Annotated in this window: 12 protein-coding genes; 6 read left to right on the top strand and 6 right to left on the bottom strand. The window is 68.5% G+C overall.

Translation table 11 applies throughout. The annotated features are described in order from the left end of the window. The coding region (locus AC3WON_RS23270; RefSeq protein WP_492352832.1) for an aldehyde dehydrogenase (NADP(+)) at positions 1–1,550 on the top strand (1,550 nt) is incomplete at its 5' end. Between the two features lie 3 nt (positions 1,551–1,553). On the opposite strand, the gene AC3WON_RS23265 is transcribed toward AC3WON_RS23270, so the two are convergent. Together AC3WON_RS23265 and AC3WON_RS23260 are read right to left on the bottom strand one after the other, a co-directional pair. Next, positions 1,554–2,480 (bottom strand): LysR family transcriptional regulator, encoded by a 927-nt coding sequence (locus tag AC3WON_RS23265; protein WP_492318166.1) that lies wholly within the window; start codon positions 2,478–2,480, stop codon positions 1,554–1,556. 125 nt (positions 2,481–2,605) lie between these two features. Then, the gene (locus AC3WON_RS23260) at positions 2,606–3,091 is read right to left on the bottom strand and encodes a SixA phosphatase family protein (RefSeq protein WP_492318167.1); all 486 of its coding nucleotides are present in this window, start codon (positions 3,089–3,091) and stop codon (positions 2,606–2,608) included. 157 nt (positions 3,092–3,248) lie between these two features. Here AC3WON_RS23260 and AC3WON_RS23255 point away from each other — a divergent pair, with 157 nt between their 5' ends. After that, complete coding sequence (locus AC3WON_RS23255) at positions 3,249–3,905, top strand: dienelactone hydrolase family protein (RefSeq protein WP_492318168.1); 657 nt, start codon at positions 3,249–3,251, stop codon at positions 3,903–3,905. Between the two features lie 111 nt (positions 3,906–4,016). Beyond that, on the top strand, positions 4,017–5,078 hold the full coding sequence (locus AC3WON_RS23250; protein WP_492352831.1) for a phytoene/squalene synthase family protein: 1,062 nt from the start codon (positions 4,017–4,019) through the stop codon (positions 5,076–5,078). Here the strand turns inward: AC3WON_RS23250 and AC3WON_RS23245 are convergent. Beyond that, positions 5,065–6,243: an FIST signal transduction protein gene (locus AC3WON_RS23245; RefSeq protein ID WP_492318170.1), complete on the bottom strand. Its 1,179-nt coding sequence runs from the start codon at positions 6,241–6,243 to the stop codon at positions 5,065–5,067. The genes AC3WON_RS23250 and AC3WON_RS23245 overlap by 14 nt on opposite strands. 152 nt (positions 6,244–6,395) lie before the next feature. Continuing rightward, entirely contained in the window at positions 6,396–7,382 is a 987-nt protein-coding gene (locus AC3WON_RS23240) for a Bug family tripartite tricarboxylate transporter substrate binding protein (protein WP_492352830.1), read from the bottom strand. A 199-nt stretch (positions 7,383–7,581) separates the two neighbouring features. Between AC3WON_RS23240 and AC3WON_RS23235 the strand changes: the two genes are divergently transcribed. The 3 genes from AC3WON_RS23235 to tcuB all read left to right on the top strand — a co-directional run bounded on the left by AC3WON_RS23235 (position 7,582) and on the right by tcuB (position 11,215). Next, a complete protein-coding gene (locus tag AC3WON_RS23235; protein WP_011616412.1) occupies positions 7,582–8,508 on the top strand; it encodes a LysR family transcriptional regulator in 927 nt (308 codons plus the stop codon). 111 nt (positions 8,509–8,619) lie between these two features. Continuing rightward, complete coding sequence (tcuA, locus tag AC3WON_RS23230) at positions 8,620–10,029, top strand: FAD-dependent tricarballylate dehydrogenase TcuA (protein WP_492352829.1); 1,410 nt, start codon at positions 8,620–8,622, stop codon at positions 10,027–10,029. Next, the gene (tcuB, locus tag AC3WON_RS23225) at positions 10,016–11,215 is read left to right on the top strand and encodes a tricarballylate utilization 4Fe-4S protein TcuB (protein ID WP_492352828.1); all 1,200 of its coding nucleotides are present in this window, start codon (positions 10,016–10,018) and stop codon (positions 11,213–11,215) included. The genes tcuA and tcuB overlap by 14 nt, the downstream gene beginning before the upstream one ends. A gap of 83 nt (positions 11,216–11,298) precedes the next feature. Here the strand turns inward: tcuB and AC3WON_RS23220 are convergent, their stop codons facing one another. Then, positions 11,299–12,306: a Bug family tripartite tricarboxylate transporter substrate binding protein gene (locus AC3WON_RS23220; protein ID WP_010809834.1), complete on the bottom strand. Its 1,008-nt coding sequence runs from the start codon at positions 12,304–12,306 to the stop codon at positions 11,299–11,301. A 207-nt stretch (positions 12,307–12,513) separates the two neighbouring features. Beyond that, positions 12,514–13,245 (bottom strand): SDR family NAD(P)-dependent oxidoreductase, encoded by a 732-nt coding sequence (locus tag AC3WON_RS23215; protein ID WP_492352827.1) that lies wholly within the window; start codon positions 13,243–13,245, stop codon positions 12,514–12,516. Between the last annotated feature and the right edge of the window lie 71 nt (positions 13,246–13,316).

Raw genomic sequence — 13,316 nt, 5'->3', positions numbered from 1 at the left:
GCGCTGAACGCGGCGGCAACGGCACCATCCACGCCATCGACGCGGCCACCGGAGCCACCCTCGAACCGGCATTCGGCGGCGCCACGCCCGCACAGCTGGACCAGGCCTGCGCGCTGGCATGGCAGGCATTCGACACCTACCGCGAGACCACGCCCGAGCGGCGCGCCGATTTCCTCGACGCCATCGCCGCCAACATCCTGGCGCTGGGCGATACCCTGATCGACCGCTGCACCACCGAATCCGGCCTGCCGCGCGCCCGCATCGAAGGCGAGCGCGGCCGCACCGTGGGGCAGTTGCGCATGTTCGCAAGCCTGCTGCGCCAGGGCGACTTCCTTGAACTGCGCGTCGACCCCGCGCTACCTGAACGCAAGCCGCTGCCGCGCGTCGACCTGCGCCTGCGCCATATCGCGCTGGGGCCGGTAGCAGTATTCGGCGCCAGCAACTTTCCGCTGGCATTCTCGGTGGCCGGCGGCGATACCGCCTCGGCCCTGGCCGCGGGCTGCCCGGTCGTCGTGAAGGCGCATCCGGCGCACCCGGGCACGTCGGAGCTGGTCGGCCGCGCCATCCGCAAGGCCGTCGACGACATGGACCTGCCCGAAGGCACCTTCTCGCTGCTGTTCGATGCCGGGCTGGAGGTCGGGCAAGGGCTGGTGGCCGACCCGCGCATCAAGGCCGTCGGCTTCACCGGCTCACGCGCCGGCGGCATGGCGCTGATGGCGATCGCGGCGGCACGGTCCGAGCCGATCCCCGTGTTTGCCGAGATGAGCAGCATCAACCCGGTACTCCTGTTCCCGCACGCACTGGCCAATCGCGCCGAAGCCATCGGCACGGCGTTTGCGGATTCGCTGATGCTGGGCGCGGGGCAGTTCTGCACCAACCCCGGCCTGGTGCTGGCGGTTGCGGGGGATGACCTGGAGCGCTTCCTGCATGCCGCGGCTGCGCGGCTGGGGGCGCTGCCGGCTGCGACCATGCTGACGCCCGGCATCCATCGTGCCTATTGCGCCGGCGTCGATAGGCTCGCTGGCCATGCGCAAGTGCAGACCGTTGCGCGTGGCGCGGCGGGATCGGCTGCACAGGGACGGGCCGCGCTGTTCGCCACCGACGCCGGTGCCTTCCTGGCCGACGAAGCGCTGCGCCACGAAGTCTTCGGCGCCGCCTCGCTGGTCGTGCGCTGCCGCGACCTCACCGAGATGCGGCGCGTCATCGACGCACTGGAAGGCCAGCTGACCGCCGCCCTCCATATCGACGATGCCGACCACGACGCCGCCCGCACCTTCCTGCCCGCGCTGGAACGCCTGGCGGGACGCATCCTGGTCAATGGCTTCGGCACGGGCGTGGAGGTCGGGCATGCGATGGTGCATGGCGGGCCCTGGCCGGCAACGTCCGACGGCCGCAGCACCTCGGTCGGCAGCCTGGCCATCGCGCGCTTCCTGCGCCCGGTCAGCTACCAGGACATGCCGCCCGGCCTGCTGCCCGCGTCGCTGCGCCCGGACAGCCCGCAACGCCACGCGTGGCGCCTCGACGGCAAGCGCCAAGGCATGCCCGGCTGAGGCTCATCTCGACAACGCCCGCAACGCATCGATCAGCAGGCTCATCGATGCCGTCGGCGGGCGGCCCCGCCGCGTGACGATGCCATAGGGCCCCAGCTTGCGCGGCAGGGGCAGCGGCAATACCGCCAGCGCGCCAAGCCTGCCGTAGTAGGCGGCGACCGACTCCGGCAGCACCGCGATCAGTTCGCTGTCCGCCAGCAACGACGTGGTCATCAGCACCGCCGCGGTCTCGATGGTCGACGGCGGCGCCGGCACGCCGGCATCCTCGAACGAGCGGTCGATCAGCGCGCGCATCGGGCTGGGGCGCGGCTGCATGATCCACGGGTAGCCCGTCAGTTCCTCGAACGACAGCTTGCGGCGCCGCGCCAGCGGGTGCTGCGGCCCGACCACGATGGCCAGACCCTCGTCGCCCAGTTGCTCGAAGTCCAGCCCGCTGCTGTCCCAGCCATCCGGCACGCGCCCCAGCACGATATCGAGCTGGTCGCGCTCAAGCTGCGGCATCAGCACATCGCTGGTCTCCACGTGCACCGCCACCTCCAGCCGCGGATGATCGCGATTGAGCTGCCGGATCACGTCGGCAAGCAGCCCCGGCGTGGGCGCCATCACCGCCCCGACCCGCACGCGTCCGATCTTGCCGGACTCCAGCGCCACCAGTTCATCGCGCAGCCCGCCCATGTCGGCAAACACCAGCCGGGCATAGCGCGTGGCCGCCAGCCCGAAGCGCGTGGCCCGCAGCCCGCGCGCATGGCGCTCGAACAGCGGCACGCCGAGCAGGTCTTCCATGTCCTGCAGCATCTTGCTGACCGCGGGCTGCGTGAGCGTCAGCGCCTCGGCGGCCTGGCGCAGGGAGCCACGCTCCTCCACCGCCAGCAGCAGGCGCAGGTGCTGCATTTTCAGGCGGCCGTGGAGGGTGCTGACGGGTGGGATCATGGGTGGGACCAAGCGTAGGGAAGCGTGAGGGCAGGCTTTCGCCTGCGATCACAAATTCTTATCGCTTCGCCCCGTATGGTCAAGCCGGATATATCACTGTCACGCCGACGGCAGCCGGCATCGGATTACTTCTTTGGCGATTCCAGCGTGACTTTCGAGGGGGTGATTTCGCCGACATCCTCCCACGCCTTAGTGTCGAAGCGGAATCTGGCGACGGCGCAGGTCGGCATGTCGGTGATCTCGTCCGACAAGCGATGCGCGAAGTCGGTGAACTCGGGGTTGTGACCGAACAGCATCACGCAATCTAGCTTCTTGTCGAGCGCACGAACGACGGCCAGCAACGCCTCCGCGCTGGTGGCATACAGCTGGTCATCGAGCGCGATGTCCTTGCGTGCATAGCCGAGCTCGTCGGCAATCAGTTGCGCTGTCGTCAGCGCACGCAGGGCCGGACTCGACAGGAGCAGGTCGGGCTTCAGCTTGCGCTCGGCCAGGCGCTTGCCCATTTCCGGGGCGTCTTGCAGGCCACGGTCATTCAGGGGGCGCTCACGGTCGGGCAAGGAGGGATCGTCTTTGCTTGACTTGGCATGCCGGACGAGAAACAGGGTCTTCATGTTTCCTCCTGATCCAAAGGATTGATGTCGATTGCGCGCGCCAGGAGACCTGCACACGGCGACTGGCCTCGCCGGCACGCCCGCCCTATAGTGGACTTGGATGGGCGCGATTGCAACGCGATGCACGTCTACGCACCGCCCGTCGGAGGACTGCGCCATGCCGAGCAATTCAGAAGCCATCGAGGTTGTGATCCCGGCCGGCGGCGTGGACCTGCAAGGCATACTCACGTTGCCGCCCGGCGCGGTCGCATTGGTATTGTTTGCGCACGGCACGGGCAGTTCCCGGCTTAGCCCGCGCAATCGATATGTGGCCGCGGAGCTCAATCGCTGCGGCATGGCAACGCTGCTGATGGATCTGCTGCTGCCGGACGAAGACCAGGTGCAGGCCATCCGCTTCGACGTCGAGCTCCTGGCAACACGGCTGGCGCAGGCAACCAGCTGGGTGGCGCGGCAGCAAGCCGTGCCACAGCGGTTCGGCTACTTCGGCGCCAGCGTTGGTGGCGCCGCGTCGATCCGTGCCGCATGCCAGTCGTCTGTCCCGATACACGCCGTCGTTTCGCGCGGGGGCCGGGTCGACCTGGCGGGCCCCGACGCCCTTGCGAAACTGCTTGCGCCCACCATGCTGATCATTGGCGGGCTGGACCTGAGCGTCCTGGAACGCAATGAATCGGCGTATGCCCAGCTGACATGCACCAAGAAGCTGGTGATCGTGCCCGGCGCCTCCCATTTGTTCGAGGAGCCCGGCGCACTGGAATCGGTCGCTCGCCTGGCGGCGCAGTGGTTCGAGCGTTATCTCGGCAAGGACTCGCCCTGAACAGGGCCAGCAATCTGCCCCTGGCGTCGAAGGTACAATGCCCGGGCCCGGCCTGACGGCCACCCGGGCATTGTCACTTTCGCCAACCTCCCAGGGAACAGGACACCACCCATGCGCGAACCCAGCCGGGCGTTCCTCCTCGGTCCGCTGCTCAAAGGCGTCTCGCGTTCGTTCTATCTCACGCTGCGCGTGCTGCCCGAGCGGATGCGCGATCCGGTCGGCCTGGCCTATCTGCTGGCGCGTGCCGCCGACACGATTGCCGATACCTCGCTGATCCCGCCACAACGGCGCCTGGCGCTGCTGTTGTCGTTGCGCGACCAGGTCAACGGTGCAACCGCAGACATGGCGCTGGCCGACAGCATCGCAACCGAGGTGGCTGGCCGGCAGGAACAGTCGGACGAGCGCATCCTGCTCGAGTCACTGGGCCCTGCGCTGGCGGTGCTGGCGCAGCTGGAGCCGGACGACCGGCAAGCGGTACGGCAGATCGTATCGACCCTGAGCGAGGGCATGGAATTTGACCTGCGCACCTTCCCCGATGAAAACGCAGGCCGCATCGTCGCACTGCGCGAGCCGGAAGAGCTTGACCGTTACACGTACCTGGTCGCCGGATGCGTGGGCGAGTTCTGGACCAGCATGACCGCCGCGCACACGCCTGGCGCGATCGGCAAGCCCGACGCCATGCTGCGCCGCGGGGTCCGCTTCGGCAAAGCCTTGCAGATGACCAATGTGCTGCGGGACTGCGGCAAGGACCTGCGCATCGGCCGCTGCTATCTTCCGGCCACGATGCTGCACCAGCATGGCCTGAGCCCGCAGGATCTGCTGCTGCCGGACGCCTCGCTGCGCGCTCGGGCCTTGATGCTCGAGCTCGTGCGCAAGACGCTGGACCACTTTTGCGAGGCGATGGCGTACACGCTTGCCATTCACCCGCGTTTTATCCGGCTGCGGCTGGCTTGCCTGTGGCCCGTCCTTATCGGCATGGAAACGCTGTTGCTGCTGGTGCGCAACGACGACTGGCTGGACCCGGCAAAGGCGTCCAGACTGCAGCGCGGCAAGGTGTATCGGATCATTGCGTATTCGCTGCCGATGGTCCTGTCGAACAGCCTGTTGCGCATCTGGTTTGCGCGCCAGATGCGCAACATCGATGCAGTCATTCGCGGATTCAATGTCCGGTGAATACCGTCAGCACCCCCGTATAGCCATAGAGGTGATCCCTTGCGATCTCGCCGCCGGCAAAGAAGCCAGCCAGCGGCAGGTCGCCAAGCGCGCGGCGTACGGTCTGCAGCTCGGCATGCGGCGCGCCGAAATGCGGCCCGCCCCGGCCTGAGCAACTGATGTAAAGCGCGCCACGTGCGCGGCTGCCGCCGCGTTCGATCTCCGTGCGGATCTCGGTGGCGACGCGCACCAGGTCCGCGCGCGCCGCGTCAGCATTGCGCATGCAGAAAGCCAGCCGCATGCCGGGCTCGACCATGTCGGCCAGCGCCAGCATGCGATGCTGCACGTCCAGGCCGATCAGGTGGCGCACCAGCGTGTCCGAGCCGAACCTGCCGGGCAGCACCGGGGCATCGTCGGCGGCTGAATTCAGGCCGGCCAGCGTTCCGGCCAGCGCCTCCGCCATGGTCTCCACCTGGGCATCGCGCTCGACGCCCAGGTCATTCAGGATGCAATCCAGGGCCGGCTTGCCGTCCAGCTCGAACAGGAGGTTGTGATCGCTGCGCGTCACGGCGCGCACCGGCCCGATCGGCTGGCAGCCCTGCGTGACGCGGGAGACCAGTTCGATCCCGGGGCCGAACAGCACGCCCGACAGCCCACCGGAGAAGACGCCATCGGCAATATGCAAGGTACGGTTGCGGGCCGACGACAAGCCGCCGAACAGGTAACCGGTGGCCGTGCGCGCGCTCAGCTCGTGCAACAGGTCCTGCACGTCCGGCGTACTGCCCTCGGCATGCACCAGCGCGGTATGGGGAACGAAGCCGGAAGACGCCGGCGGCAAGGGCTGGCGCCCGGAAAACAGCTGGAACGCATCGCGCGGAAACGGCGCCGCCATCAGCACCATGGCCGGCTCGTCGAAATACTCCTTGCCGCTGGCGGATACGCCCAGGCCGACCGTGCCGACCCAGGACACGCCGGGCCAGTTCTGCTGCAGCGCGGCAAGGATGGCCTCGGCGGCCAGCGCGTAGTAGTCGCTCAGGTAGCACCAGCCGAGCGTGAGCGGCGGCGCGTTGTCTGCCTTCGCCTGGCGCAGGAAATCCTGCGTGTCCAGCTGGCGCTGGCAGTCCGCCAGCGCGACCTGCCATTCGACGTGGGCCGCGTCAGCGTGAACGAAGGAAAGGTCATGCATTTTGGGTTCCTCCGTATTCAGGCTGGCGACATCCATTGGACTGTTGCCGGCAAGGGGTGTTCAGCCCCCGTTCTGGCAGCCGGTCGGCTGCCGCGGCCGCTCCCGCGCGATCTCCTCCTGTAACGCCAGCGCCGCCCTTGTGAGCGAGGCCGTTACTCCGCCTTCGCCCCCGATTCCCGCGCCACCTTGCCCCACTTGTCGGTTTCGGCGCGGATAAAGGCAGCAAGCTGCGTTGGCGTCATGTCGCCAGCGGTCACGCCCTGCTCGTCAAACCGCTTCTGCACCTCCGGCGCCTTCAGCAGCTTGCCCAGCTCCGCCGAGACGCGCTGCTCGATCGCCGCGGGCGTGCCGCGCGGCGCCATCAGCGCGAACCATGTGGTGACTTCATAGCCCCTGACGCCGCTCTCCGCCAGCGTCGGCACGCCGGGATAGGCGGCGGAACGCTTCGCGGTGGTGACCGCCAGCGCCCGGACCTTGCCGCTGCGCACGTGCTGCGACGCCGACGGGCTGGTCTCGATCGCCATCTGGATCTGGCCCGCGATCAGGTCGGTCATCATCGGCGCGCCGCCCTTATACGGCACATGCGCAATGTCGGTGCCGGTCAGCGCGCGGAACAGCTCGCCGGACAGGTGCTCGGTGCTGCCGATGCCGGCCGAGCCGTAGTTGACCTTGCCGGGATGCGCCTTGATATAGGCGATCAGGTCGGACACGGACTTCACCGGGATCGCAGGATTGACCACCAGCACATTGGGCGTCAGCGCCACCAGGCCCACCGGATCGAGGTCGCGCGTGAACTCGTAGGGGAGGCTCTTGTAGATGGCCGGCGCCATGGTGTGGGCCACGGTGGCCAGCAGGAAGGTGTAGCCGTCGGCCGGCGCGCGCGCCACGTTGGCCGCGCCGAGGGTGCCGCCGGCGCCGGGGCGGTTGTCCACCACCACCGGCTGCTGCAGCGCCTCGCCCAGCTTCTGGCCGATGGTGCGGGCGAGGATGTCAGTGGTGCCGCCGCTGGCGAAGGGCACTACCAGGGTGATCGGCCTGGCCGGCCAGTTGTCCGCGGCGAACGCGGCGGGCGCGCCCAGTACAGCGGTACCGGCGAGGCCGGCCACCACGGCGCGGCGCATGCGCGAAACGGTTGTCATGCAGTCTCCTTTGCGGAAAGTCATGTTGTTATGGAATGGCGGCTGCGTAGTGTCGCTTCCGCCGGTTTCTGACCGGTGCGACTCTACGCAGCCGCTGGCAAGCGCGCCATCGGGCGGGCGTTAACGGGTCTTCAGGATTCGTGAACTGCGGCAGGTTTTCCGCTACCATGCGGGCAAATTGCGGCAGCGGGGACGCGACATGGAACTGAGGCAACTGCGCTACTTCGTCAGCGTGATCGAGCATGGCAGCATGGGCAAGGCGGCGCTGGAGCTGGGCGTGGTCACGTCCGCGCTGAGCCAGCAGATCAGCCGGCTGGAGAGCGAGCTGTCGACGCGGCTGCTGCAGCGCACTTCCACCGGCGTGGTCGCCACCGATGCCGGGCTGGCCTTCTGGCGCCAGGCCCAGCTGGCGCTGCGCCATATCGACGATGCCGCGCTGGCCGCGCGGCAGGCGCGCCTGTCGGGCCATGTCAGCGTGGGCCTGCCGCCCAGCACCGCCGCGGTGCTGGCGCTGCCCTTCATGCAGGCCATGCGCGAGCGCTACCCCGACGTGCGGCTGCGCATGGTGGAGAGCCTGTCCGGCTACCTCGGCACGATGCTGAGCGCGCGCCAGATCGACCTGGCGGTGCTGTTCAGCGAGGAGCCCGCGCAGCGCTGGAGTGTGCTGCCGCTGCTCGATGAGCGCCTGTTCGTGATCGGCGCCGAGGGGCTGGCCGGCATGCCGCGCGGCGAGCAGACCTCGGTGGCGGCACTTGGCAAGCTGCCGCTGATCCTGCCCAGCGGCTCGCACGGGCTGCGCGCGCTGGTCGCCGCGTGCTTTCGCCAGGCGAAGCGCGAGCCCCAGGTGGTGGCGGAGATCGACGGGCTGGCGATCCTGATGGACGCCGTGCGCGGTGGCCTGGGCGCCACCATCCAGCCGGGCGCGGCGCTGGCGCGCAGCCATGGCACGCCCTACCGCAGCATACTGGTCACCGACGCCGGCGCCACGCGGCCCAACCTGCTGGTCAGCCTGTCCGACGATGAACTGTCGCCGGCGGGCCTGGCCGCGCGCGTGGTGCTGGCCGACGTCGCCACCACGCTGGTGCGCGAGGGGCGCTGGCCCGGCGCCACGTTGCGCCCGCGCTGAGCCGGCCGTGCCCCGGCCGGGCTTCACGAAAGCTGAAGCCCCCTTGCCGCGCCCCTGCTGGCGCCCGCCCGCCTTGCCCGCCAAGATGGCGCCAGCAAGGAGACAATCCCCATGGTCGACGTATTGGTAATTGGCGGCGGCAACGCGGCCCTGTGCGCGGCGCTGATGGCGCGCGAAGCCGGGGCCTCGGTGCTGCTGCTCGAATCCGCGCCGCGCGCCTGGCGCGGCGGCAACTCCCAGCACACGCGCAACCTGCGCTGCATGCATGACGCGCCGCAGGACGTGCTGGTCGATGCCTATCCCGAGGAAGAGTACTGGCAGGACCTGCTCAAGGTCACCGGCGGCATCACCGACGAACACCTGGCGCGGCTGGTGATCCGCGCGTCATCGACCTGCCGGCCGTGGATGCGCAGGCATGGCGTGCGCTTCCAGCCGCCGCTGTCGGGTGCGCTGCACGTGGCGCGCACCAACGCTTTCTTCATGGGTGGCGGCAAGGCGCTGGTCAACGCGTACTACCGCAGCGCCGAAGCGATGGGGGTGCAGGTCCGCTATGAAACCCCGGTGGACGCGATCGAGCTGGACGGCGACCGCTTCATCGCCGCGCGCAGCGGCAGCCAGCGCTTCACCGCGCGCGCCTGCGTGCTGGCCGCGGGCGGCTTCGAATCCAACCGCGAATGGCTGCGCGAAGCCTGGGGCCGGAACGAACGTGGCGAATGGCCCGCCGACAACTTCCTGATCCGCGGCACGCGCTTCAACCAGGGCGTGCTGCTGCGTTCCATGATCGACGCCGGCGCCGACGCCATCGGCGATCCGTCGCAATCGCACTGTGTCGCCATCGACGCGCGCGCGCCGCTGTACGACGGCGGCATCTGCACGCGCATCGATTGCGTGTCGCTGGGCATCGTGGTCAATCGCGACGCCGTGCGCTTCTACGACGAAGGCGAGGACTTCTGGCCCAAGCGCTACGCCATCTGGGGCCGGCTGGTGGCGCAGCAGCCCGGGCAGATCGGCTATTCGATCATCGACAGCAAGGCCATCGGGCGCTTCATGCCGCCGGTGTTTCCCGGCGAGAAGGCCGACACGCTGCCTGAGCTCGCGCGCAAGCTGGGGCTGCCGGAAGCGCAGTTCGCGCGCACGGTGCAGGACTACAACGCGGCGTGCCGCGTCGGCACCTTCGACCACACCGCGCTGGACGACTGCCACACCGAAGGCCTGGCACCGGCCAAGACGCATTGGGCCAGGCCGCTCGACCAGGCGCCGTTCTACGGCTACGCGCTGCGGCCGGGCATCACCTTCACTTACCTGGGGCTCAAGGTCAACGACCGCGCCCAGGTGCACTTTGGCGGCAAGCCAAGCGGGAATCTGTTCGTGGCAGGAGAAATGATGGCCGGCAACGTGCTCGGCAAGGGATACACGGCCGGTGTCGGCATGTCGATCGGCACGGCCTTCGGGCGCATCGCGGGCACGCAGGCTGCATTGGCGGCGGGCATCAACACGGGAGCCGTCCATGCAGAAGCTTGAAGCCCTGGCGCGCGAGGCCGCGCAACTGGCCGGGCAGGACGCTGCCGCCCCGGCGCCGCAGTCCCGCGTCATCCGCGTGCTGCCGCTGACCGACAATGAGGCCGAAGTTGCCCGGCAGATGCAGATCTGCAATGCCTGCCGCTACTGCGAAGGCTTCTGCGCGGTGTTCCCGGCCATGACCCGCCGGCTGGAGTTCGGCAAGGCCGACGTCAACTACCTGGCCAACCTGTGCCACAACTGCGGCGCCTGCTACCACGCCTGCCAGTACGCGCCGCCGCATGATTTCGGCGTCAACGTGCCGCAGGCGATGGCAAAGGTGCGGCTGGAAACCTATAGCGAATATGCATGGCCCGCGCCGCTGGGCAAGCTGTACCAGCGCAACGGGCTGACGGTGTCGGTGGCGCTGGCCTTCGGGCTGGCGTTGTTCCTGGTACTCGCCGCCACGCTGGGCGGCGCGCTGTGGCAGACGCATGCGGGCGGCAATTTCTACGCGGTATTCCCGCACAACACGCTGGCGGCATTGTTCGGCAGTGTGTTCGGCTTTGCCGTGCTTGCGCTTGGCCTGGGCGTGCGCCGCTTCTGGCGTGATGTCTCTGCCGGCACAGCGTCGGCACCGGCCGTGGCAGAGGCGACCCGGAACGTGCTGGCACTGACCTACCTCGATGGCGGCCACGGCGATGGCTGCAACGAGGCCAGCGACCGCTTCACGCTGGCGCGGCGGCGCTTCCACCATTTCACGTTCTACGGCTTCATGCTGTGCTTTGCGTCGACGGCGGTGGCGACCGGCTACCACTATCTGCTGGGCCGGCATGCGCCCTATCCGGTCACGAGCCTGCCGGTGCTGCTGGGCACCGCCGGCGGCGTGGGCCTGCTGGTGGGCCCGGCCGGCTTGCTGTGGCTGAACCTGCGCCGGCACCCGATGCATGGGGATGCCCGGCAGCGGCCGATGGACCGCGGCTTCATCGCGCTGCTGCTGCTGACCAGCGCCACCGGGCTGGGGTTGCTGGCCGGGCGCGGCACCGCGGCGATGCCGCTGTTGCTGGCGGTCCACCTTGGCGTGGTGATGGCGTTGTTTGCGACGCTGCCGTATGGCAAGTTCGCACACGGCATCTATCGCAGTGCGGCGCTGCTCAAATCTGCGATCGAAAAGCGGCAGAAAAACAAGCTGCAGCTTGGCAGCGATTGAGTGGCAGCCGTCCCCGCCCACGCATAAACAAAAAGCCGGTCCCGACAGGGACCGGCTTTTCTTTGGCGCGGCAAGGACGCGAATCAATCCACCGTAGCGCCCGAAGCCTTCACCACCTTCGCCCACTTGGCCGTTTCCGACTTCATGAACGCGGCCAGCTGGGCCGGCTTTTCCGGATTGGGTTCGGCACCCTGGTCGGCCATCTGCTTCTTCACTTCCGGCATGGCCAGGATCTTCACCACTTCGGCGTTGAGGCGGTCGACGATGGGCTGCGGCGTGCCGCCGGTGGCGTACAGCGCAAACCACGAGGTGGCCTCATAGCCCGGCACACCCGATTCGGCCACGGTCGGCACGTTGGGCAGCGCCGGCGAGCGCTTGGCCGAAGTCACGGCGATGGCGCGCAGCTTGCCGGCCTTCACGTGCGGGTACGACGACGGCATGTTGTCGAACATCAGGCCGATCTGGTTGCCCAGCAGGTCGTTCACGGCCGGGGCGCTGCCCTTGTAAGGGATGTGCTGGATATGCAGGCCGGTCATGGAGTTGAACAGCTCGCCCGACAGGTGCATCGACGAACCGCTGCCCGACGAACCGTACGACAGCTTGTCCGGGTTGGCCTTGACGTAGGTGATCAGTTCCTTGACGTTGTTGACCGGCACCTTGGGATTCACCACCACCAGGTTCGGCACCATGGCCACGCGCGTGATCGGCGCGAAATCCTTGACCGGGTCATACGGCAGCTTGGAGTACAGCGACTGGTTGATCGCGTGCGTGCCGATGGTGCCCATGAACAGCGTGTAGCCGTCGCCCGGCGCCTTGGCCGCCAGCGAGGCGCCAATGTTGCCGCCCGCGCCCGGACGGTTGTCGATCACCACCGGCTGGCCGAGCGCCTTGCCCAGCTGCAGGCCGACGATGCGGGCCAGGATGTCGGTGGTGCCGCCGGCCGAGAACGGCACGATCATGGTGATCGGCTTGGTCGGGTAGCCGCCCTGCGCATGGGCCGCACCGGCAAAGCCGGCGATGGTGGTGGCCAGCGCCACGCCAGCGGCAAGCAGGCGGCGGCGCGTGGTGGAGGTCTGGGAATCTTGTCTCATCGGTAATGCTCCGGTGCTATATCGTTCCGGCGGTGATTGGGTACCGCGGGAGGTTGTGCTGAATGGCGTGATTGCCGTTCCCGAACGGATGGCGCGCACATGCGCGCATCCGGTGGGCGGCCCGGCCACGGGCCGCCATGCGTGACGCTTGGTTAACGTCTCTTCTTGTTGAATGCTTGAATGCGGGATGCCTGGGACGCGCGCTGCTTACACCGGCGCAACGCCCAGCGTGGTGCCGCCGCACACGTACAGCACCTGGCCGGTGACGAAGCCGTTGTCTGGCGACAGGAAGAACAGCGCGGCACGCGCAACGTCTTCCGGCGTGCCCATGCGCTTGACCGTGATGCTGGCCAGGATGCGCCGGGTCTGTTCGGCGCCTTCGGGGTTGCTCTTGCGGAACAGCTCGGTGGCGATCGGGCCCGGGGCCACGGCGTTGACGGTGACGCCGTCGCCGCCCAGCTCCATCGCGAGCGTGCGGGTCATGCCGATCAGGCCGGCCTTGGTGGCGGAGTACACCACGCGCTCGGCCTTGCCCAGCGCGGCGCGCGAGGCCATGTTGACGATGCGGCCAAAACCGGCAGCACGCATCGCGGGCAGGCACGCCTGCGTCAGCAGCAGCGTGGCCTGCAGGTGCAGGCCGGTCACGTAGTCCAGGTCGGCAACGGTGGCGGTGTCGGCGGTGCCGGGGCGCGTGGCGCCGGCGTTGTTCACCAGGCGCGTGACGGCGAAGCGCGAGGTCACCTGCGCGGCCACGGCGCGGGTCGCCTCGGCATCGGTCAGGTCGGCCTGGAAGAAGGTCAGGTTCGGGTGCGACCAGGCCGGTTCGGCATAGTCGACATTGACCACCTGGGTCACGCCATCGGCCAGCAGCATTTCACAGATGGCGCGGCCGATACCGGAACTGCCGCCGGTGACAAGCGTGGCTACGGGAAGGGACATCTTTGACTCACTTTCAAGACTACTGCGGACTGGCTCCCTCTCTCGCTTGCAGGCGAGGGTTGGGGTGAGGG

This window comes from Cupriavidus sp. FW305-46 (assembly GCF_058787075.1).
Note: the sequence above shows the minus strand (reverse complement) of the source record. Positions and strands in the feature narration are given on the sequence as shown.